Here is a 21,477-nt window from a genome sequence, read left to right on the forward strand (position 1 = left end):
TAATCCTATCAACAAAATTGATATGTCAGTAAACAGTTTCGGCGAGCCTTTGGCTCGCCGAAACTGTTTACTGACAAAAAAGATAAATTAAGAATTAAATTTATCGGCAAATTCTTTCGCAAAATTCTCTAACTTAACTTCTCCATTCACAACAGAACCATGCTCAATAAAATCTTTCTGAACAACACCTTTTCTTATTCCCAATCCCATTTCAGTATATAATTCTGCCATTTCCTGTGGAAGTCCGGCTTGAAGCATTCCGTTTAAAGAATCTTCATCTTTAAATTCAACCCACGGAAGTTCTGGTTTTCCAATCGCATTTCCAAAAACTTTAGCAAAATCTGATGCAGAACGCACATCACTTACAATATATCTTACATTTTTTCCATCAAAATTCTTAGTTAATTCTTTTGCAGCAGCTTTTGCAATATCAGTCGGATGAACTAACGGAATAGTTGCTGTTTCAGGGAAATTAGCTCCAATAATTCCGGCATTTTTAATTAATGGAATATCATTAAAGAAATTCAGATAAAAATATCCTGCTCTTAAAAAAGTTACGGACGTATGTTCCAATTCGTTGTAGAATTTTTCGATGAAGTGTAGACTTTTTATGGGTCCGTTTTCAACAGGAGATTCTACTCCGATGCTGCTTAACATCACAATTTTCTTAACTCCACTTTGTTTAATTGCTTCGACATAATTTTTACCCGCATTGATTGTATTTTCTACAATATTAGTTCCGCCCATATTCGGAGGAGTCATCAAAAATGCGGCATCAATTCCTTCAAAAGTTTTAATTAAGAAATCTAAATCTGTGATAGAACCGATTGCTGGTTTTGCACCCAAAGCTTCAATTTCATTTCCCTTAGAATCATTACTGCTGATTATGGTAATGTCATGTCCTTCATCGATTAATTGTTGAGCAAGAGGTTTTGCTACATTTCCTAGTGAACCAGTGATTACAATTTTCATAATAATTTTTTATTGTTTGTAAATATTTTTTTATTTCTGAGAACAAAGGTATATTTGTACTTACTTTTATACAAGTACTTACCCTAAAGTATGTATTATGACAGCTATTAAAGAAGCATCAACAATTCAGCAGAACAAAAAATATGCACTCGAACTTTGTCCGGTAACTTATGTGATGGAGAAAATCGGAGGCTACTGGAAACCTATTATCTTGTATCATCTTTCAACAAGTGACAAAAGATATAGTGAATTGAAGCGTGCAATTCCTGCTGTGACAGAAAAAATGCTCATTCAAAATTTAAAACAATTGGAAAATGATGGATTGGTGATAAGAACTGCAAAACCTGTTGTTCCTCCTCACGTAACGTATAATTTAAGCGAGTCTGGAAAAGGTTTAATTCCCGTTATTCATGCAATGGCAGAATGGGCTTTTAAAGAGATGGAAGGGTAAATATTCATGTGAAATATAAAAATTTATCAAATATTAATAAGCTTTAGCCTATTTTGAAAATTAAAATAATTGTATTTCTTTCTTAAATGAAATGCCTTTGTTTTTCTTTAAAACACGATTTCTTTAAAAAAACTTTGTCTCCCTTTGCGATAAGAAAACAAAAAAAAGACTCTCCAAAAAATGAAGAGTCTCAATTATTTTAAAAGTAAGCAATTACAAAGACTGCATATCAATCACAAATCTGTATCTCACATCACTTTTCAACATTCTTTTATACGCTTCGTTGATATCTTGCATTTTGATGATTTCAATTTCAGAAACAATATTATGTTCGCCACAAAAATCAAGCATTTCCTGAGTTTCGGCAATCCCTCCAATCACAGAGCCTGCAACTGATCTTCTTCCCATAATCATCGGTGGAGTAAATAAAGCATCTTCCATTTTTCCGATAAATCCTACCAAAACGTGAGTTCCATTAATATTTAGAGTCGAAATGTAAGGATTTACATCATGATCGTAAGGAACAGTGTCGATAATTAAATCGAACTTACCTTTTACAGAATCCATTTGAGAATTATCTGTAGAAATTACAACGTGATCAGCTCCTAATTTCTTTGCATCTTCAGTTTTTCCCGGAGTTCTTGAAAATAAAGTAACTTCAGCGCCCAAACCTTTTGCTAATTTAATTGCCATATGTCCCAATCCTCCTAAACCAACAACGGCAACTTTAGAATTTGCACCGACGTTCCAGTGTTTCAAAGGCGACCAAGTTGTGATTCCTGCACAAAGAAGCGGTGCAACTGCTGCCAAATCTAGGTTTTTCGGAATTTTTAAGCCATAATCTGCATTTACTACCACTTTCTGAGAATATCCTCCAAAAGTATAACCACCTAAATGCTCATCTTTTCCATTATAAGTTCCGACAAATCCTTCCAAACAGTATTGTTCAAGATCTTGTTTGCAACTGTCACAAGTTCCGCAAGAATCAACGATACAACCAACTCCAGCTAAATCTCCAACTTTAAATTTAGAAACATCGCTTCCAACTTTTGTAATTTTTCCGATGATTTCATGTCCGGGAACTGATGGGTATTTTGTTCCGCCCCAATCATTTCTTGCTGTATGAAGATCAGAATGGCAAACTCCGCAATAAAGAATTTCAATTTCTATATCATTTGCGGTTACTTCTCTTCTTTCAATATTCATTTCTGCTAAATCGGCAGTTTTAGATTCTGCTCCAAAAGCTTTTACTGAAAATGTATTCATATTAATTTTGATTTATTTTTCTTAGTACAAAAATCGGTTCTTTTACTCAAATATCACTTATATAAATAACAGAATCATCTACCAATTTTACAGATTTCTTGTAATCGTTTCGTTCTCAAATTAAATTATTGATTTTATGTTGTTAAAAAGTTAAGTCTTTCCAATTAACTAAAAATGTTAAACTTCTTAAATATAACTGAGCATGTTGGAATCAAGTTTTCGAGCTATTTTAAAATCTTTACTATTTAAATTAGGGATGATACAATATTCAAGCATTGAGTAATTTAGATTGTAAATCGAAACTATTTAGAATCATTCAAAATATGATAAATATCAGTATTTTTTTTGTCAGCTTAAATTTTATTTTTAATTTTACCTAACAAATGTTAGTTAGTTTTATGGGTTTTTCAGTTGAATATTTAAAACTCGACCAATTGAGACAGCTTCAATCTGAGCGATTGAGTGATTTGGTTGGTTATCTTGAGGAAAAGTCAGATTTCTACAGAGGAAAATTTGACGAAATGGGAATATCTAAAAATGATATAAGGTCAATTGAAGATATTGCTAAACTTCCGATTACTTACAAACAGGATTTAAGGGATAATTACCCTTTCGGATTGTTTACCGTTCCCAAGAATGAGCTTCAGAGAATTCACTGTTCAAGCGGAACAACAGGAAAACCGACCGTTGTTGGTTATACTGGAGAAGATGTAGATCTCTTCAGCGAAGTCGTTGCAAGATCTTTGAATGCAGCTGGAGCAAGACCCGGAATGCAATTGCACAACGCTTACGGTTACGGAATTTTCACCGGTGGACTCGGACTTCATTATGGCGCAGAAAAATTAGGGATGAGCGTTCTTCCAATTTCAGGAGGGATGACTTCAAGACAGGTTGATCTGATCATCGATTTTCAACCGGAAGTTCTTTGCTGTTCGCCTTCTTACGCTTTAACCATCGCTGACGAATTTGCAAAAAGAGGAATTTCTGCAGACGAGATCAGTTTAAAATACGCCGTTCTAGGTTCAGAACCTTGGACGGAAATTATCAGACATCACATCGAAGAAAGATTGGGCGTTCATGCAACCAATATTTATGGTTTAAGTGAGATTATCGGTCCCGGAGTTTCGATGGAAGATTTTGAGGAGAAAGGCGGATCTTACATTTGGGAAGATCATTTTTATCCTGAAATTTTAGATCCGGTTACCAAAGAACCGCTTCCTTATGGTGAAGAAGGCGTTTTGGTAATTACAACTTTAACTAAAAAGGCAATGCCGCTTCTTCGTTATTGGACGAACGATATTACAAGTTTATACTACGATGAAAATGCCAAAAGAACCATGGTTAAAATGAAACCAATTCTTGGAAGAGCCGATGATATGCTGATTGTAAGAGGTGTAAATGTCTATCCAAGTCAGATTGAGGAAGCTTTTTCTCATGTGAAAGGTGTAGTTCCGAATTATTATCTGACACCAATTGAAAAAGAACAGATGTGTGTAGCACTGGATATCGACGTCGAAATTGATGATGAATTGGTAGCCGAAGAAAATTTAAATATAAATTCAGATGAATATCTTATTTTCGCAGGAAATTTTGGGAAAAGCATCGAAAACGAAATAAAAAAGAGAGTAGGGATTACCACGAAAGTCAAAATTCATGCTCAGGACAGCTTACCAAAATGCGAAGGTGGAAAAATTAACAGAATACTAAAGACAAAATGAATTCATTTTATAAATTAAAAACTGTAAAAGTTCAAAAAGATACCAATGATGCCGTGAATGTAGCATTGGAAATTCCTGAGGAGCTGAAGGATAAATTCAGGTTCAAACAGGGGCAGTATCTGAATTTTAAACTTATTGTTAACGGTAATGAAGAGCGCCGTTCTTATTCTATCTGCAATGCGCCGAGCGAAAAAAGCAACACGCTGGAAGTATTAGTTAAGCTTTTAGAAGGTGGAAAAGTTTCAGGATATTTCAACGAGCATCTTCATATGGATGAAGTTCTTGAAGTGATGCCTCCGATGGGCGGCTTTAATACATCTTATCACCCGACAAACGTAAAAACTTACGTTGGTTTGGCGGCAGGAAGCGGAATTTCTCCGGTGTTATCAAATATCAAAGAAAGTCTTTACCAGGAGCCGAATTCAAACGCTTATCTGTTCTATAGCAACAGAAGCATGAATCATGTGATGAAAAAGGCTGAGATCGATAAATTGGTTGAGACTTTTAACGGAAGACTGAAAGTTGTTTATTTAGTAAGCCGTGAGCAGCATGAAGATCCGATTTTTGAAGGAAGAATTTCTCCTGAAAAATTAGATTTATTATTTGAAAGATATGCAGATATCGATGTTAAAGAATCTACATTTTTCATTTGCGGACCTTCAGAAATGATTAAAGGGATTTCTGATTATTTAAAGAAAGATAAAAAAGTTCCTGCGATTCAGGTTTTGTTTGAATATTTCTCGGCTCCGGACGAAGAAGATTCTGCGGAAATGAGTGATGAATTCAAGGCAATAGCGAATATTGAAAGTATGGTGACGGTGATTATCGATGATGATGAATATTCGTTCCATTTGAATTCAAAAAAAGAGAGTATCTTAGATAAAGCATTGAAAGACAATCTTCCTGTGCCTTTCGCATGTAAAGGTGGAGTTTGTTGTACTTGTAAAGCGGAAGTTCTCGAAGGAGAAGTTTTCATGGAGAAAAATTTCGCACTTACCGAAGACGAAGTAGCCAGAGGTTTTGTTCTGACTTGCCAGTGTCATCCGACTACGAACGTGGTGATGCTAAATTATGATGTATAATTAACTAATGTAGCAATCTACCAATGTAAAAATGTAACAATCAATTTGTCTTGCTGAGCTTGCCGAAGCATTTCATTGGTAAACTGTTAAATTGGTACATTGTTAAATTATTAACACATTGCTAAATTGAAAAAATTATGGACTTAGAAAAATTTGTACAATACGTACACGATGAAAATAAAGTAGAACCAAAAGATGTAATGCCCGATGATTACAGAAAATTATTGGTTCGCCAGATTTCACAGCACGCGCATTCTGAGATTGTCGGGATGTTGCCAGAAGCGAACTGGGTTTCAAGAGCACCTTCTTTGAGAAGAAAAATGGCTTTGTTAGCTAAAGTTCAGGATGAAGCAGGTCATGGTTTATACCTTTATTCTGCTACCGAAACTTTAGGAAACGGAACCGTTAGAGCCGACAGAGATGCCACTTACGAAGATATGTTGGAAGGAAAAGCGAAATACTCAAGTATTTTCAATTATCCAACGTTGAGCTGGGCAGACATTGGCGCAATCGGTTGGTTGGTTGATGGTGCTGCGATTATGAATCAGGTCATGTTGATGGGGAATTCTTACGGTCCTTACTCAAGAGCGATGGTAAAAATCTGTAAAGAAGAATCTTTCCACCAAAGACAGGGTTATGAGATCTTGATGGCACTTTGCCGTGGTACAAAACAGCAGAAAGAAATGGCTCAGGCTTCGTTAAACCGTTTCTGGTGGCCGGCTTTAATGATGTTTGGTCCCAATGACGACAGTTCGCCCAACTCTAAAATCTCTATGAACTACAGAGTGAAAAGAGAAAGTAATGACAGTCTACGTCAGAGATTTATCGACGTTACCGTTTCTCAGGCCGAATTTTTAGGATTAACCGTTCCGGATAAAGATTTGAAATGGAATGAAGAAAGACAACATTACGATTTCGGAGAACTTCCCTGGGATGAATTCATGGAAATCTTAAAAGGAAACGGCCCTGCAAACAAAAAAAGACTGCAGACTAAAGTAAAAGCACAACAGGAAAATCTTTGGGTAAAAGAAGCGGCGAAAGCTTTTGCTGATAAGCAAAACGAAAAGGTAAACTAATATTTAAAATCAAACTGAAATGTTTTAACCATTAAGATTTTGTTTAGAAGTTAAGTTTAATTAAGATAGAATCATTAGGATTTTTAAACTTAAAGCGAAGCTAAACTTAATATTCTTAACAACTTAATTACTCTTAATGTTTTAAAACTAATAAAATCTAGATAAAAATTAAAATTTGACTATGGCAAATTTAGATATGTGGGAAGTGTTTATTCAGACTAAACCGGGATTATCTCACAAACACGTTGGAATTGTACAGGCACCAACAGCAGAAATGGCTTTGCAGAACGCAAGAGACGTTTATACAAGAAGAAAAGAGGGAACTTCTGTTTGGGTTGTTCCAAGCAAATATATTGTGACTTCGGAAGGAGTGGATAAAGAAGCATTCTTCGATCCTGCTGATGACAAACTGTACCGTCACCCGACGTTCTACAATATTCCTAACGATGTGAAAAATATGTAATAAAGAAGTTAGAAGTTAGATTCTAGAATTTAGTCTAATTTCTAATTTCTAACCTCTAATTTCTATAAAAAATGAATCCATTATATAATTATTTATTAAAGTTTGCTGATGACAGTTTCATCATGGGACAAAGATTGTCTGCGTGGTGCGGTGAAGGTCCTTACTTAGAGGAAGATATTGCTTTGACAAACATTGCTTTGGATGAGCTTGGTCAGGCGAATAACTTTTACGTTTACGCTTCGAGAGTTGCCGATAACGGGAAAAGTGAAGACGATTTGGCTTTCCTGAGATACGAGCACGAATATCTGAATGCACATTGGACAGAACTTCCCAACGAAGATTACGCTCAGACCATTTTGAAAGTATATGTTTTTTCTGTGTACCAGAAATTAATGTATGAAGCATTGTCAAGCTCTGAAAATGAAGAACTTTCAGCCATTGCTCAAAAATCTTTGAAAGAAGTAAGATATCACTACACTCACGCTGCTTCCTGGATGAAAATTTTCGGACAGGGAACTAAAGAAAGTAAAATGCGTTTGGAAAGAAGCATCGAAAATATCTGGGAGTACACGAAAGGTTTATTTGCAAAAACAGAAGGAGAAGATCATTTAATTGCTTTAAATATCGCTCCAAATGTTGATGCTCTTTATGAAGATTTCCTTTCTATTACACAAAAAGATTTTGCAGATTTCGGTTTAGAATATCCAACAAATCCTTTTATGCAGCCAAAATCAAGAACAGGATATCACACAGAATACTTCGGATATATTCTTTGTGAGTTGCAGTATATGCAGAGAGCGTATCCAGGTTGCACGTGGTAAATTTTTTGAAACTAAAATTACCTTTGAATTTAATCTTTATAGACTTTGTTGAGCGAAACGCCTTTAGGAACTTAAAAACAGTTAGTAGTCAAAAAAAACTTAGCGCACTTTGCGTTTAAAAAAAATCAGATAAAAGAAGATTGAAAAATCCTTTAGAAATATTAGAATTAGTTCCCGATCCGGAAATTCCGGTAATCAATATCGTGGAATTGGGCATTGTGAGAGAAGCGAAAGTTACTAGCGACAATTCTTGTGAAGTAACGATTACGCCAACTTATTCTGCCTGTCCCGCCATGTTTACCATTGAGGAAGATATCATCAAAATCATGAAGGAAAACGGATGGGATGCTAAAGTTGTTACCAAAATGTTTCCTATCTGGACAACAGACTGGCTGACCGATGAAGCTAGAGAAAAACTACGTGTTTACGGAATTTCACCTCCCGAAAAAGGAGCAGATGAACATCACATTGGAAAACCGAAAAAATGTCCGCGTTGTGGTTCTATGAACTCTAAGCAAATCAGCAGATTTGGGTCTACTTTGTGTAAGGCTTCTTACCAATGTTTAGACTGTTTAGAGCCTTTCGACTATTTTAAATGTCATTAATTAAAAAAGATTTTTAGCAATATGATAATTCACATCACAATTAATTTCAGCAACCGATGAATTAATAGTAAATTAGAGTATTATTAAAACCTTATAAAAATATAAAGCCATGTACACACAACTTGATATTGAATCACATTTTGATGGTAAACTAAAAATCGCTTACCTCAATCAGCCTGATACTATGAATGCGCTTACAAAGCCGTCTTTAGGAGATTTAAAAGATTTCATTAAAGAGTGTAGCGATGATCCTACGGTAAGATGCGTGGCGATTTCTGGTAGAGGAAGGGCTTTTTGTTCTGGTCAAAATCTGGATGATGCCTTTGTACAAGGTAATGACCATCACGATGATGATATCATCAGAAGAATTGTAACCGATTATTACAATCCTTTGGTGCTTGAAATTACACGTTGCAAAAAACCAGTAATTGCTTTGGTTAATGGTCCTGCAGTAGGAGCCGGAGCAATGTTGGCATTGATTTGTGATTTCGTTTTAGCTTCTAATAAAGCATATTTTGCTCAGGCATTCTCTAATATCGGTTTAATTCCTGATACGGGAGGAACATATTTCTTGCCAAAATTATTGGGAAGACAATTGGCAAATTATTTAGCTTTTACCGGAAAAAAACTATCTGCTGAAGAATCAAAATCATATGGTTTGGTGGCTGAAGTTTTCACTGAGGAAGAATTCAATTCAAAATCCATGGAAATCTTAGAAAAAGTTTCCAATATGCCGACAGTAGGTTTAAAATTAACCAAAAAAGCTTTCGCCGCTTCTTATAATAATTCATTGAAAGATCAATTGGAACTTGAAGGAGATTTACAACAAGAAGCCGCTGAAACTGAAGATTTCAAAGAAGGTGTACAAGCCTTTTTAGAGAAAAGAAAGCCTGAATATAAAGGAAAATAAAATTATAGAATTTAGAAATTAGAGGTTAGAAATTAGCAAAAGTCTGGCTTCTAACTTCTGGCTTCTAACATCTATAAATAATGAAAAATATAGGAATTATCGGTGCTGGAACGATGGGAATTGGCATCGCACAAGTAGCCGCAACGAACGGATGCAAAGTTTGGGTTTATGACGCTAACGCAAAACAAGTAGAAACGGCAACCGTAGGTTTGGAAAAAACATTGACCAAATTGGTGGATAAACAGAAAATTTCGTCAGAGAAAATGGTCGAAATTCTATCTAATATTTCCATCGCTACAGAATTGAAGGACTTCAAAGATTGCGAATTGGTCATCGAAGCCATCATCGAAAATAAAGAAATCAAGACCAAAGTTTTCACAGAATTAGAGAAACATGTTTCAGAAAGCTGTGTGATTGCTTCCAATACATCATCAATTTCCATCACTTCTCTCGGTGCAGAATTACAAAAACCGGAGCGTTTCATTGGAATTCACTTTTTCAATCCGGCTCCTTTGATGCCTTTGGTAGAAATCATTCCATCTTTACTGACCGAAAAATCTTTAGCCGAGAAAATGTACAGTCTCATGAAAGATTGGGGCAAAGTTCCTGTGATTGCCAAAGACATTCCTGGATTTATCGTTAACAGAATTGCCCGTCCATACTACGGGGAAGGTTTGAGAATTGTTGAAGAAAATATTGCAACGGTTGAGCAGGTTGATGATGCCATGAAAACAATCGGAAACTTCAAAATGGGACCTTTTGAATTAATGGATTTAATTGGTGTTGATGTTAATTTCTCCGTAACCAAAACAGTTTACAACGAATATTTCTACGATCCGAAATATAAACCATCTCTTCTCCAACAAAGAATGTCTGAAGCAAAACTTCATGGCAGAAAAACCGGAAAAGGCTTCTATGATTATGCTGAAGGTGATGTAAAACCAGAACCTGTAAAAGATGATGCTCTTTATCAACAAATATTTTTAAGAATCATTTCAATGTTGATTAACGAAGCGGTTGAAGCAAAAAGATTAGGAATTGCTTCTGATGAAGATCTAGAACTTGCAATGCAAAAAGGCGTAAACTATCCAAAAGGACTATTGGCTTGGGGGAAAGAAATCGGTTATACCAAAATCTCCGAAACACTGCAGAATCTTTACGAAGAATATCAGGAAGAAAGATACAGACAAAGTCCTTTATTGAGAAAACTTATTTAGTTGGATAAGAAAATTCTTAGAATAGATTTGTTATCCGATTGGCAAAAACATTTTGCTTTCGGGTTGGGAGAAGTTGTATTAAGAGAAAGAGATTCTCATAATAATATAGTTTATGAATTACTTTTAGCTACAAATGCTTTTGATTTAATAATGAATTTAAGTAATGATTACCTAAGTCAAATACCAGAAAGTACAATCTATAAATATAAATATTCCAGAGATTTTAAAGAGAATGCATGGGCTTCAAGAAATGAGGAATTAATTGCTGATATCGAAGGTTTTTACTGTTATCTCAAAGGCAATAAGAGTAATGTTGATGAAAATTTATTCGGAAAAGAATATAATGAAGTAATAAAAATATGTAAGTCAATCATCAAAAATGAAACTAGTCTTTATTTGATTGCTGATGATTATTAAATTAGAATTATGAATCCAAGACAGGTTGTAGATTACATGATGGAGAAAGATTATTTCTCCCAATTTTTAGGAATAAAAATCATCGACATTAAAGAAAATTATTCTTTGATTGAAATGGAAATCATCAAACAAATGCTCAACGGATTGGGAACGGTTCATGGTGGAGTAACGTTTGCATTTGCAGATTCAGCATTTGCATTTTCATCAAACAACGACGGAAACGCCGCAGTGGCTTTAAGTGTAACAATCAACTTCACTAAAGCAGGAAGAGAAGGCGATATTTTCAGAGCTGAAAGTGTTTTGGTCAACAATACAAGAAAAACAGCAATCTACGACATTAACATTACCAATCAGAACAAAGAATTGGTTGCGAAATTCGTGGGAACAGTATATAAAATCGGAAAAAAAGTAACAGAATTATAAATTAAGATAAAAGACATCAGATGTCAGATATTAGATTTGAAAATGTCTGTTGTCTGAAATCTATTATCTAAAATCTAATAAAAAATGAACAACGTATACATCATAGATTACATTAGAACTCCTATTTCAAAACTAAGTGGAGGTCTTTCAGAAGTTCGTGCCGATGATTTGGCGGCGGTTGTCCTTAAGGAAATCGTAGCAAGAAACCCTGAAGTTCCAGTTGAAGAAATCGAGGATGTTATTTTCGGATGTGCCAATCAGGCGGGCGAAGATAACAGAAACGTCGCAAGAATGGGACTTTTATTGGCCGGACTTCCGTACAAAATCGGAGGTGAAACGGTAAACAGATTGTGTGCTTCCGGAATGTCAGCCGTGGCAAACGCTTTCCGTTCGATTGCAGCAGGAGAAGGTGAAATTTATATTGCAGGTGGAGTAGAGCACATGACGCGTTCGCCTTATGTGATGTCAAAACCAAGTACGGCTTTCGGAAGAGACAGCCAGATGTTTGATACGACTTTCGGATGGAGGTTTGTGAATCCTAAAATGAAAGCAATGTACGGTGTAGATGCGATGGGCGACACCGCTGAAAATTTAGCAGAAATGCACAACATCAGCCGAGAAGATCAGGATAAATTTGCACTTTGGTCACAACAAAAAGCGACTAAAGCTCAGGAAAGCGGAAGACTGGCAGAGGAAATTGTACAAGTTGAAATTCCACAGAGAAAAGGTGAACCGAAAATCTTTGATACTGACGAATTCATCAAGCCAAGTTCTTCTATGGAAGGTTTAGGAAAACTTCGTCCTGCTTTCAAAAAAGAAGGCGGAACAGTAACTGCCGGAAATGCTTCAGGAATGAATGACGGTGCGGCTGCTTTAATTTTAGCAAGCGAAGAAGCCGTAAAAAAATACGGTTTGAAGCCAAAAGCAAAAATATTAGGATCATCAGTTGCCGGTGTCGAGCCAAGAATTATGGGAATCGGGCCTGTTGAAGCAATTCAGAAACTATTGAAAAGATTAAATCTTTCATTGGATGACATGGATGTTATTGAGTTAAACGAGGCTTTTGCTGCTCAGTCTTTAGCGGTAACCAGAAGTTTAGGTTTAAAAGATGACGACTCAAGAATCAATCCAAACGGAGGAGCCATTGCAATCGGACATCCACTTGGCGTTTCAGGAGCGAGAATTATCGGTTCTGCTGCTTTGGAACTTCAAAAACAAAATAAAAAATATGCGTTGTGTACACTTTGTATCGGTGTCGGACAAGGTTATGCAATGGTGATTGAAAAAGTTTAAATCAATTTAAGAATTTGATACACACATATTTTCTATAAATAACGACAATGAAAGGTCTAACTGAAAAGGAACAAAGAATATTTAATTATGGAATTATTGTTGGGAGACTTGAAACAGTAGCTAATTCAATGATAAAACCGACCACGGTTATAATTTTGAGTTAAGTACTATACCTAAATTAAATACTATTGTAGAATCTATAGAAAATAAAGTTGAAAATATTAGTGATAGTTATACATTAGAAAAAATAAGTTCGAAGGACGCGTTTAAATTTTTCTTTAAACTATTGCATGATAAATGGTTTTATTTCTATCAAGATGAAAGTGAATATCATTTATCTGATATAGGAAATAATTTTTCTTTATACTTTGATGAGTGGAAAAGAGAATGGATTGAAGATTTTGTTGATCTTTTACTTCAAACAATAGATCCAATACAAATTTATGAAATAGAATATCAGAATTTGAAAAGCTATTATGCATCAGATTATGATGAATTTATTTTTGAAAGTAAAGATGAGATATATTATTTAAAACTTTCAGTCACTGATTAAAATTTATTAAGAAAGCACAAATAAAATTTATGTATCAAAAGCTAATTTTCAAATTATAATTATGAATATTTACTCATATCACGGAATTCGTCCCATCATCAAACCTTCCGCTTACGTTCATCCGCAGGCGGTGATTATTGGAAATGTGGAAATCGGTGAAGAAGTTTATATCGGTCCGAATGCGGTTATTCGCGGCGACTGGGGTAAAATTATTGTGAAAGATGGTGCCAATGTCCAGGAAAACTGTACACTTCACGTTTTTCCGGGGATTGAAACGATTTTGGAAGAATCTGCCCACATCGGTCATGGAGCCATTATTCATTCCGGGCATATCGGTAGAAATTGTCTGGTTGGAATGAATGCTGTTGTAATGGACAAAGCCGTTATCGGCGACGAGTGTATTATCGGTGCTTTGGCTTTTGTTCCTGCAAATTTTAGATGTGATGCAAGAAAACTGATCGTCGGAAGTCCTGCAAAAATTATCCGTGATGTTTCTGATGAAATGATCAAATGGAAAACGGAAGGAACAAAATTGTATCAGGAACTGGCAAGAGAAGGAAAAGACGCGATTTTGCCTTGTGAACCATTTAGAGAATATGTTCAGCAGATTCCTACAAAAGTTGTTGATTACAGCATTTGGGATGATGTGAAATAACCCACTTTAAAATTAAATATGTTAAAAAAACTTCTCATTTTCTGCAGTATTCTGCTTGCATTTCAATCTCTGACCTTCGCTCAGACTAAAAATGTAAAACCATTGACTATTGGAGAAATCAGAACCATAAAGTCTAAGATCTTAAATGAAGATAGAGTTCTGAACATTTATCTTCCACAAAATTTCGACAAAACAAGATCTTACCCGATCATCTATCTTCTGGATGGAAGTATGAATGAAGATTTTATTCACGTTACAGGATTGATTCAGTTCTTTAATCAAATGTATTCAATGCCGGAAACTATTGTGGTGGGAATTGCCAATATTGACCGTAAAAGAGATTTCACATTTCACACCGATTTAAAAGATTTACAGAAAGATTATCCTACAACAGGACATTCTGATAAATTCATTAGTTTTTTGGAAAAAGAGTTAAAACCTTATATCGAAAGTCAGTTTAAGACAACTGATAAATATTTATTCGGACAATCTTTGGGCGGACTTTTAGCAACAGAAATTTTGTTGAAAAAACCTGAAATGTTTAATAACTATTTTATCATCAGTCCGAGTTTATGGTGGGATGATCAAAGTCTTTTGAAACAGGCTCCTCAATTGTTAGCTAAAATTCCGGATACAAAGAAATTTATTTATGTTTCTGTCGGAAAAGGCGAGCATCCGGTAATGGTAAAAGATGCTGAAGCTTTCTACGATGTTCTGAAAAAATCAAACAAGAAAAACTGGACGGTAGAATATAAAATGATGGAAACAGACAATCATGCAACCATTCTTCACAGAAGTTTGTACGAAGGTTTAGTGAAATTGTTTCCGTATCAAGAACCGAAAAATTAAAAATATAACAATCTAAAAATTTATCAGCGTAACAATTATTGGTAAACTGTTAAATTGATACATTGTTAAACTAAATACTATATGGAAAAGTTAAAAAACTATATCTACGGCGAATGGGTCGAAGGAAATGGAAACGGAATTCCTTTGTACAACGCTGTAACTGGAGAGCAAGTTGCTGTCTCGGATACTGAAGGTCTGAATTTTGAGCAGGCTCTTGATTACGGAAGAACAGTAGGTTACAAAAACCTTTCATCCATGACGTTCTACGATCGTGGAGAAATGTTGAAAAAAGTAGCGCTTTACCTTTTAGAAAGAAAGAAAAAATATTACGAATTATCATATAAAACAGGAGCAACACACGCAGATTCTTGGGTAGATATTGAAGGTGGTTTTGGTACTTTCTTCACCTATTCAGGTTTGGCAAAAAGAATGCTTCCGAATACTCCTTTTTGGGTAGATGGTGAAACTCAGAAAATTTCTGCGAACGGAACTTTCTTGGGAGCTCATATTTTGACGCCGAGTGAAGGTGTTTCTGTGCAGATAAACGCTTATAACTTTCCTGTTTGGGGAATGTTGGAGAAATTATCTACTTCATTGTTGGCGGGTGTTCCATCCATTGTTAAGCCTTCTCCTTTTGGTTCTTATTTGACGAATGCAGTTTTTCAGGATATGATCGAAAGTGGAGTTCTTCCTGAAGGAGCGCTTCAATTGGTTTGTGGTGAACCGGGAAATATTCTGGATTACGTTCAGGATGGAGATTCTGTATTGTTCACAGGTTCTGCAACAACAGGTAGAAAATTAAAAGCTTTGCCTTCTGTTTCAGGAAATTCTGTTCGTTTCAATATGGAAGCAGATTCATTGAATTGTTCAATTCTTGGATTGGATGCAAAACCGGGCACTCCGGAATTTGATTTGTTCATTAAAGAAGTTCGTACAGAAATGACGACAAAGGCAGGTCAGAAATGTACAGCGATCAGAAGAATTATTGTTCCTGAAACCTTAATTGGAGATGTTCAAAATGCTTTGTCTAAAGCTTTAGATCAAACTAAAATAGGAAATCCGTTAAGCAGAGATACAAGAATGGGTTCTTTGGTTGGAAAACAACAATATGACGAAGTTCTTAGAAAAATAAATATCTTAAAATCTGAAAACGAACTTGTTTACGATGGTAAGCATGAACTTGTAGATGCAGACTATGAAAATGGAGCATTTATGAGTCCTAAGTTATTCTTAAATGATTCTCCTTTCACTAAAAATATCTCTCACGATGTCGAAGCTTTTGGTCCGGTTTCTACATTAATGCCTTACAAAGATGCAGAAGAAGCTGCAGCGTTGGCAAAAAGAGGAAAAGGAAGTTTGGTAGGTTCAATTGTTTCTTACGATGAGAAATTCGTAGCAGAGACTTCTTGGAAAATGGCTTCTCAGCACGGTAGAATTTTCGTGTTAAACAGAGATAATGCAAAAGAAAGTACAGGTCACGGTTCTCCACTTCCGACTTTGATGCACGGAGGTCCTGGTAGAGCAGGAGGAGGCGAAGAAATGGGTGGATTGAATGGTCTTCATTTCTTCCTTCAAAAAACAGCAATTCAAGGTTCTCCGGATATTTTGACGGCGATTACGAAAGTATATCAGCAGGGAGCAGAGAAAAAATATGCAGACAAACATCCTTTCCAGAAATATTTTGAGGAAGTTGAGGTGGGAGACTCTCTTGAAACAGCAGGAAGAACAGTAACTGACGCAGATATCGTGAATTTCTCTAATGTTTCCTGGGATCATTTCTACGCACATACGGATGCAACGAGCTTGACAGGAACTATTTTTGACAAAACCGTGGCTCACGGATATTTTATCCTTTCTGCAGCAGCTGGATTGTTTGTTTCAGGTAAAAAAGGACCTGTTATTGCGAATTACGGATTAGAAAACTGTTCGTTCTTCAAACCTGTTTACGCAGGAGATACAATTACCGTTTATTTAACAGCAAAAGAAAAAATCAACAGAGGTGTAAAAGGAAGAAATATTCCTTCAGGCGTTGTAAAATGGTTAGTTGAAGTGGTGAATCAAAGAGATGAGGTAGTTTGTGTGGCAACCATTTTGACTTTGGTAGCTAAACATTCTCCTTTTATTGATTTTAAAATTCAGAACATTCAGAAAAAATTAAATGGTTTGACTGAAAAAACTCAACCTGTTTTTGGAGATTTTACTCCGCAATTGATGGTTGAGCATTTAGAAGAAGTCTTGAGAAATGGTTTTGGTGATTTGAAGCCGGAAGATTTCCCTGAGATTCCTGCAGATAAGTTAGAAAAGCTTCAAGATTGGTTGTACACTGATCAGAAAATTCGTCCAGGAGCAAAATATCCTTTATGGAAAGAAGGTGAAGTTCCTCAGAATAAAAATAAAAATCTGGATGCAGCTAAAACTCAGTTAATAGAAACACTAAAAGAGTTTACTGTTTATTTTAAAGAAAATCCTTTTGTGGAACATTACAATCCGAGATTCGGACATTTGAACAAAGAGATGATGGAATTGTTCCAAAGAAAGCATTTTACGCATCATTTTGAGCAGTTTGGATTGATTTAATTCAATGTAACAATAAAAAAAACAGTGTAACGATTTTGTTGCACTGTTTTTTTATAATCTTTTGTTAAACTCCTTTTTGCATTTCACATCCTAATTTTTATTCCTTAATTTCAAACTTAAAATCAATTCAAAATATTTATCATGGAAAAAAATTGGCAACAGAAATATGTAGAGGTAAAAGATATTCTTATTTGTCCGACAGATTTGGAATCATATTTTATTTCTGAAGAAATCGCTGGAGAGAAAATGGAAGTTATGGAAATTGGGAATGTTTCTCTTCCTTCAGGAAAAGTGGTGGTAAGAGATCCGCTGGTTTATCTGAATGCAAACCAATCTCCTTACTTTGTTCAGGCTCCGAAAGGAAATTTCCCTGTGACAATTGCTGTTGTGAAATCCGAAGATTGGGGCGACCGATATGCCGTTGTAAAAGTTGAATTTACCAAAGAAAAACCTCTTGTTTACAGAGAAGCTTTAGTGGGAATTGAAGAATTGGAAGGCGTAACCGAAGACGATTTCTTTGGTTTTGGAGTAGATGCCGGTTTGGGTTGCATTACCGATGCAGAAGTTCTTCCTTTCGTAGATAAATTTGTGGATGAAGCCGATGTTGATAATCTTTACGATGATTATTTTGCTGAAATTTTTGCACAAAGTTATAAAGATAATCCAAACAACCAGAGAGATGCAGGAGATTGGATCAATTGGAAAGTGCCAAACACAACTTATCAGATTCCGATGTTTGCCAGTGGTTTTGGTGATGGGGAATATCCTGTATATTTTGGATATGATGCTAATGAGAATATTTGTGGTTTATATATTCAGTTTATTGATATTGAATTGGCTCTAAGTGAAGAAGGTGACGAAGAAGATGCAGAATAATATATGAATAAAACTTTCGCCGACCAAGTTGTTGCATTCAATCAAAATTTAAAATATGACGGAAATCTTCCCAGTGATTTCCAGGTTTTAAATCCATATTTAGACAATCCTGAAACGATGATTGTCATGGAAAAGTTTTATCATAAATATTATAATGATTCAAATCAGCGCAAATTTTTAATTGGAATTAATCCAAGCCGTCACGGAGCAGGAATTACGGGAGTTCCTTTTACCGATACAAAACGTCTCGAAAGCATTTGTGGAATTAAAATGGAATCTGCTTACACTCATGAAATTTCCTCTGTTTTCATTTACGATATGATTGCAAACTATGGCGGTGCAGAAGAATTTATTTTAGGCAAAAAGAATGCGGAATTTATTTCAAAAATAAATCAGGAAGTCAATCTTTTTGAAAAAATGACAGTTTTAGAACATCCAAGATACATTCAGCAATATAAATCCAAAGAAAAAGATTTGTATATTGATAAGTACATATTAGCGTTGAAAAACAAATAATTTTCATTTAAATAAACCTAAAATATTATGCCTTGGAATCCTGAAGTCTACAATCAATTTAAAAACATCTGTTATCAACCATTTTTTGATTTAATTGAAAATATTTCATCTGATGGCTTAAAAAAAGCAATCGACATTGGTTGTGGAACGGGCGAACAAACTCATATTTTGTCAGAAAAATTTACAGATACCAATTTTTTAGGAATTGATTCTTCAGTAGAAATGCTTGATAAATCTTCTGGTTTTGAAAATGAAAGACTGAGTTTTAAGCAAAAAACAATTGAAGAATTGTATGATTCAGATGAAAAATGGGATTTGATATTCAGCAATGCTGCTTTACAATGGTAAGATAATCATGAGGAATTATTCCCAAAACTGCTTTCATTGCTAAGTGAAAATTGTCAGTTTGCAGTACAAATGCCGGTTCAGTCTGAAAATATTCTCAATCAGATTTTATTTCAGCTGGCTTCGGAAGAACCATACAAAACTCAGCTTCAAAGTTGGAACAGAGTTTCTCCGGTTTTAAGTTTGGATGAGTATGCGAAAATGATGTTTGATGCAGGTTTAAAAGATTTAAATATCTCTATGAAAGTTTATCCGATTATTGCCGATGATGCTGAAAAATTATTTCAGTTTATCTCTGGTTCGGCTTTGATTCCATATTTGGAAATATTGGATGAAGATAATCAGGAGAAATTTATAACTGAATATAAAAAAAGAATTGAAGAGAAATTTGGAAAGTTTCCTACTATTTATGCTTTCAAAAGGATTTTGATGTACGGAAGGAAATAGTTTAAACTTTCTTTAAAAATAAATTCCCCTTTGTTGGGGAATTTTCATTTATGCCTAGAATCGTTTTTTGAAAACATTTAGTGTTTAATAAAAGTTTTCATGGGAATTAGCTTAATACTTCTTTTATCTGTCACAAAATAACAGATTTTTGGTAGAACATAACAGAGTATAAATACCCAATATTCATATCTGTATTTATACGGATTGAGATTTTAGTATAGATTTTTTTTGCATTAAATTTTTTAACCGAACAATTGTTAGTATTTTTGTTTAAATCAATATCAGACAACTAATGAGCGATTTCGTAACATCAGAAATTAAAAATAATATTGCCGAAATAACTTTCGGAACTGCAAAAAGTAACGCTCTTCCGGGAGCAATTCTTGAAAAATTGGCTCAGACTATTCTTGAAGAAGGAGCAAAAAGCGAAGTAAAAGCGATTCTTGTAAAAAGTGAAGGTGAAAAAGCTTTCTGTGCAGGAGCAAGTTTTGATGAACTTTTAGCTATTGAAGAATTGGAAGCATCCACAAAATTTTTCGGAGGTTTTGCTAAAGTTTTAAATGCAATGAGAAATTGCGGTAAAATTGTTGTTGTAAGAGTTCAGGGAAAAACAACCGGTGGTGGAGTTGGTTTGGCTTGTGGAGCAGATTATTGTTTTGCAACTAAAGATTCTGCTTTAGCTTTAACGGAAATTAATTTAGGAATCGGTCCGTTTGTAATTGGTCCTTATGTAGAACGAAAAATTGGGAAATCTCAGTTTTCAGCAATGGCAATTGATGCAGATTTCAGATCAGCAGAATGGGCAGAACAGCACAATATTTATCATTCGGTTTCAGAAACCGTTGCAGAAATGGATTCTAAATTGGAGAAATTTATGATAACTCTTTCTTCAAGAAGCGAAGACGCTTTAGCTTTAATTAAAAAAGTTTCTTGGGAAGGAACAGAGCATTTTAACGAATTAATGCCTGCAAGAATTCACATGAGTGCAAGTTTGATTTTGGAAGATTCTGCAAAGAAAAATATAGAAGCAATTAAAGAAAGATTAAGAGCTAAATAAGCTAACTCAATTTAATTTATCGAAAAAAACATGAAAACACCCTTTTTAAAAAGGGTGTTTTTCCTTTAAAATATGGCTTTCTTCGGATGTAGTTTTGTAATCAAATAATTTATAAAACCTAAATATTATGAAAGCAAGATTTTTTTTAGCACTATTTTCTGTTGCAACTTTAGCTTTAAGCTGTAGTAACAATGACGATGATGAACAAATTGCCCCACAACCAGAAGCGTTTACTTATAGCGCTGTGACAGGGATGAGTACAGGAACTACTTCTGTCGCAGGAACTGCTGTACCTGCAGGATATACTTGGAGTGAAGTAAAAGCGCCTCAAAGTACTTGGGGACTTAACGGAACGATTACTGACCGTATGCTCGCAGACGATTTTCAGGTACCTTCAGGTGAAAAATGGAATATACAGAACTTCTATTTCTATGCCTATCAAACAGGTTTTTCAGGAACTACATTTCCGGTAAGTGAATTTTATTTTGAAATATATTCTTCTGACCCTTCAATTGCGGGTGCCGTGAAGGTGTATGGAGATATGACTACCAATCGATATGGGTCTGCAGAAGAAACCAAATGGTACAGAATATTGCAGGGACAACCGGATAATACGACCAGAAAAATTTATAAAATGAAAATAAATGCACCCGATCTTAATTTGTCTTCAGGTACTTATTGGATAAAATGGGGGTCAAAAACTTCTACAGGAACTCATTTCTATCCTCAGTTTCCTCATGATGCAGCCAAAATAAATAATGCACAGCAGTTTGTAGTTTCCAATTCCACATGGGTAAACTTGGATGATGGCGGACAAAGAGTAAGTATGCCATTTGAAATTTCAGGAACTAAACTTAAAAACTAAAAATAATTAAAACCAAATCACAA

Annotated in this window: 24 protein-coding genes; 22 read left to right on the forward strand and 2 right to left on the reverse strand. The window is 35.0% G+C overall.

The features are described 5' to 3' along the window. Positions 1-87 precede the first annotated feature (87 nt). Positions 88-972, reverse strand: coding sequence for an NAD(P)H-binding protein (locus tag OF897_RS18575; RefSeq protein WP_267267166.1), 885 nt, complete (start codon positions 970-972; stop codon positions 88-90). A gap of 97 nt (positions 973-1,069) precedes the next feature. Between OF897_RS18575 and OF897_RS18580 the strand changes: the two genes are divergently transcribed. After that, a complete protein-coding gene (locus OF897_RS18580; RefSeq protein ID WP_267267167.1) occupies positions 1,070-1,423 on the forward strand; it encodes a winged helix-turn-helix transcriptional regulator in 354 nt (117 codons plus the stop codon). A 213-nt stretch (positions 1,424-1,636) separates the two neighbouring features. Here the strand turns inward: OF897_RS18580 and OF897_RS18585 are convergent, their stop codons facing one another. Further along, positions 1,637-2,689: an NAD(P)-dependent alcohol dehydrogenase gene (locus OF897_RS18585; RefSeq protein WP_267267168.1), complete on the reverse strand. Its 1,053-nt coding sequence runs from the start codon at positions 2,687-2,689 to the stop codon at positions 1,637-1,639. Between the two features lie 398 nt (positions 2,690-3,087). Here OF897_RS18585 and OF897_RS18590 point away from each other — a divergent pair, with 398 nt between their 5' ends. The 21 genes from OF897_RS18590 (at position 3,088) to OF897_RS18685 (ending at position 21,454) form a co-directional block, all read left to right on the forward strand. After that, positions 3,088-4,407 (forward strand): phenylacetate--CoA ligase family protein, encoded by a 1,320-nt coding sequence (locus OF897_RS18590; RefSeq protein WP_267267169.1) that lies wholly within the window; start codon positions 3,088-3,090, stop codon positions 4,405-4,407. Beyond that, entirely contained in the window at positions 4,404-5,489 is a 1,086-nt protein-coding gene (locus OF897_RS18595; protein WP_267267170.1) for a 2Fe-2S iron-sulfur cluster-binding protein, read from the forward strand. Before OF897_RS18590 ends, OF897_RS18595 begins: the two co-directional genes overlap by 4 nt. A 137-nt stretch (positions 5,490-5,626) precedes the next feature. Further along, the gene (gene paaA, locus OF897_RS18600; protein ID WP_267267171.1) at positions 5,627-6,565 is read left to right on the forward strand and encodes a 1,2-phenylacetyl-CoA epoxidase subunit PaaA; all 939 of its coding nucleotides are present in this window, start codon (positions 5,627-5,629) and stop codon (positions 6,563-6,565) included. A gap of 181 nt (positions 6,566-6,746) precedes the next feature. Then, complete coding sequence (gene paaB / locus OF897_RS18605; RefSeq protein ID WP_116011949.1) at positions 6,747-7,028, forward strand: 1,2-phenylacetyl-CoA epoxidase subunit PaaB; 282 nt, start codon at positions 6,747-6,749, stop codon at positions 7,026-7,028. 71 nt (positions 7,029-7,099) lie between these two features. Continuing rightward, positions 7,100-7,849, forward strand: coding sequence for a 1,2-phenylacetyl-CoA epoxidase subunit PaaC (gene paaC / locus OF897_RS18610; RefSeq protein ID WP_267267172.1), 750 nt, complete (start codon positions 7,100-7,102; stop codon positions 7,847-7,849). Between the two features lie 140 nt (positions 7,850-7,989). Next, positions 7,990-8,454, forward strand: a complete 465-nt coding sequence (gene paaD, locus OF897_RS18615; protein ID WP_267267173.1) for a 1,2-phenylacetyl-CoA epoxidase subunit PaaD — start codon at positions 7,990-7,992, stop codon at positions 8,452-8,454. A 109-nt stretch (positions 8,455-8,563) separates the two neighbouring features. Beyond that, positions 8,564-9,364 (forward strand): enoyl-CoA hydratase/isomerase family protein, encoded by an 801-nt coding sequence (locus OF897_RS18620; protein WP_267267174.1) that lies wholly within the window; start codon positions 8,564-8,566, stop codon positions 9,362-9,364. Positions 9,365-9,444: 80 nt separating this feature from the next. Then, complete coding sequence (locus OF897_RS18625; RefSeq protein WP_267267175.1) at positions 9,445-10,581, forward strand: 3-hydroxyacyl-CoA dehydrogenase NAD-binding domain-containing protein; 1,137 nt, start codon at positions 9,445-9,447, stop codon at positions 10,579-10,581. Beyond that, positions 10,582-10,998, forward strand: coding sequence for a hypothetical protein (locus OF897_RS18630; protein ID WP_267267176.1), 417 nt, complete (start codon positions 10,582-10,584; stop codon positions 10,996-10,998). A 9-nt stretch (positions 10,999-11,007) separates the two neighbouring features. Then, positions 11,008-11,421: a hydroxyphenylacetyl-CoA thioesterase PaaI gene (gene paaI / locus OF897_RS18635; RefSeq protein WP_267267177.1), complete on the forward strand. Its 414-nt coding sequence runs from the start codon at positions 11,008-11,010 to the stop codon at positions 11,419-11,421. A gap of 84 nt (positions 11,422-11,505) precedes the next feature. Beyond that, on the forward strand, positions 11,506-12,714 hold the full coding sequence (pcaF, locus tag OF897_RS18640; RefSeq protein WP_267267178.1) for a 3-oxoadipyl-CoA thiolase: 1,209 nt from the start codon (positions 11,506-11,508) through the stop codon (positions 12,712-12,714). A gap of 286 nt (positions 12,715-13,000) precedes the next feature. Continuing rightward, entirely contained in the window at positions 13,001-13,267 is a 267-nt protein-coding gene (locus OF897_RS18645; protein WP_267267179.1) for a hypothetical protein, read from the forward strand. Positions 13,268-13,328: 61 nt separating this feature from the next. After that, entirely contained in the window at positions 13,329-13,922 is a 594-nt protein-coding gene (locus tag OF897_RS18650) for an acyltransferase (protein ID WP_267267180.1), read from the forward strand. 18 nt (positions 13,923-13,940) lie between these two features. Continuing rightward, complete coding sequence (locus OF897_RS18655) at positions 13,941-14,771, forward strand: alpha/beta hydrolase (RefSeq protein WP_267267181.1); 831 nt, start codon at positions 13,941-13,943, stop codon at positions 14,769-14,771. 81 nt (positions 14,772-14,852) lie between these two features. Next, positions 14,853-17,348, forward strand: a complete 2,496-nt coding sequence (gene paaZ, locus OF897_RS18660) for a phenylacetic acid degradation bifunctional protein PaaZ (RefSeq protein WP_267267182.1) — start codon at positions 14,853-14,855, stop codon at positions 17,346-17,348. A 141-nt stretch (positions 17,349-17,489) separates the two neighbouring features. Further along, positions 17,490-18,224 (forward strand): DUF4241 domain-containing protein, encoded by a 735-nt coding sequence (locus OF897_RS18665; RefSeq protein ID WP_267267183.1) that lies wholly within the window; start codon positions 17,490-17,492, stop codon positions 18,222-18,224. Positions 18,225-18,227: 3 nt separating this feature from the next. Further along, positions 18,228-18,740: a uracil-DNA glycosylase family protein gene (locus OF897_RS18670; protein WP_267267184.1), complete on the forward strand. Its 513-nt coding sequence runs from the start codon at positions 18,228-18,230 to the stop codon at positions 18,738-18,740. A 27-nt stretch (positions 18,741-18,767) separates the two neighbouring features. Further along, on the forward strand, positions 18,768-19,088 hold the full coding sequence (locus tag OF897_RS21615) for a class I SAM-dependent methyltransferase (protein WP_323809078.1): 321 nt from the start codon (positions 18,768-18,770) through the stop codon (positions 19,086-19,088). A gap of 36 nt (positions 19,089-19,124) precedes the next feature. Further along, positions 19,125-19,532 carry a hypothetical protein gene (locus tag OF897_RS21620; RefSeq protein WP_323809079.1) on the forward strand — a complete coding sequence of 136 codons (408 nt, stop codon included), beginning with the start codon at positions 19,125-19,127 and terminating at the stop codon, positions 19,530-19,532. Between the two features lie 292 nt (positions 19,533-19,824). Further along, on the forward strand, positions 19,825-20,589 hold the full coding sequence (locus tag OF897_RS18680; RefSeq protein ID WP_267267185.1) for an enoyl-CoA hydratase/isomerase family protein: 765 nt from the start codon (positions 19,825-19,827) through the stop codon (positions 20,587-20,589). Positions 20,590-20,716: 127 nt separating this feature from the next. Next, a complete protein-coding gene (locus tag OF897_RS18685; RefSeq protein ID WP_267267186.1) occupies positions 20,717-21,454 on the forward strand; it encodes a hypothetical protein in 738 nt (245 codons plus the stop codon). Positions 21,455-21,477 lie beyond the last annotated feature (23 nt).

Origin of the sequence: Chryseobacterium formosum, assembly GCF_026460885.1 — a bacterium.
Classification (GTDB): Bacteria; Bacteroidota; Bacteroidia; order Flavobacteriales; family Weeksellaceae; genus Chryseobacterium; species Chryseobacterium formosus.

Coding starts and splice junctions, on each gene's coding strand:
- paaA (WP_267267171.1), top strand. CDS start 5,627: ATGGACTTAGAAAAATTTGTACAATACGTACACGATGAAAATAAAGTA.
- OF897_RS18685 (WP_267267186.1), top strand. CDS start 20,717: ATGAAAGCAAGATTTTTTTTAGCACTATTTTCTGTTGCAACTTTAGCT.
- OF897_RS21615 (WP_323809078.1), top strand. CDS start 18,768: ATGCCTTGGAATCCTGAAGTCTACAATCAATTTAAAAACATCTGTTAT.
- pcaF (WP_267267178.1), top strand. CDS start 11,506: ATGAACAACGTATACATCATAGATTACATTAGAACTCCTATTTCAAAA.
- OF897_RS18665 (WP_267267183.1), top strand. CDS start 17,490: ATGGAAAAAAATTGGCAACAGAAATATGTAGAGGTAAAAGATATTCTT.
- OF897_RS18680 (WP_267267185.1), top strand. CDS start 19,825: ATGAGCGATTTCGTAACATCAGAAATTAAAAATAATATTGCCGAAATA.
- paaZ (WP_267267182.1), top strand. CDS start 14,853: ATGGAAAAGTTAAAAAACTATATCTACGGCGAATGGGTCGAAGGAAAT.
- OF897_RS18650 (WP_267267180.1), top strand. CDS start 13,329: ATGAATATTTACTCATATCACGGAATTCGTCCCATCATCAAACCTTCC.
- OF897_RS18655 (WP_267267181.1), top strand. CDS start 13,941: ATGTTAAAAAAACTTCTCATTTTCTGCAGTATTCTGCTTGCATTTCAA.
- paaB (WP_116011949.1), top strand. CDS start 6,747: ATGGCAAATTTAGATATGTGGGAAGTGTTTATTCAGACTAAACCGGGA.
- OF897_RS18590 (WP_267267169.1), top strand. CDS start 3,088: ATGGGTTTTTCAGTTGAATATTTAAAACTCGACCAATTGAGACAGCTT.
- OF897_RS18620 (WP_267267174.1), top strand. CDS start 8,564: ATGTACACACAACTTGATATTGAATCACATTTTGATGGTAAACTAAAA.
- OF897_RS18595 (WP_267267170.1), top strand. CDS start 4,404: ATGAATTCATTTTATAAATTAAAAACTGTAAAAGTTCAAAAAGATACC.
- OF897_RS18580 (WP_267267167.1), top strand. CDS start 1,070: ATGACAGCTATTAAAGAAGCATCAACAATTCAGCAGAACAAAAAATAT.
- OF897_RS18625 (WP_267267175.1), top strand. CDS start 9,445: ATGAAAAATATAGGAATTATCGGTGCTGGAACGATGGGAATTGGCATC.
- paaC (WP_267267172.1), top strand. CDS start 7,100: ATGAATCCATTATATAATTATTTATTAAAGTTTGCTGATGACAGTTTC.
- OF897_RS18585 (WP_267267168.1), bottom strand. CDS start 2,689: ATGAATACATTTTCAGTAAAAGCTTTTGGAGCAGAATCTAAAACTGCC.
- OF897_RS18670 (WP_267267184.1), top strand. CDS start 18,228: ATGAATAAAACTTTCGCCGACCAAGTTGTTGCATTCAATCAAAATTTA.
- paaI (WP_267267177.1), top strand. CDS start 11,008: ATGAATCCAAGACAGGTTGTAGATTACATGATGGAGAAAGATTATTTC.
- OF897_RS18575 (WP_267267166.1), bottom strand. CDS start 972: ATGAAAATTGTAATCACTGGTTCACTAGGAAATGTAGCAAAACCTCTT.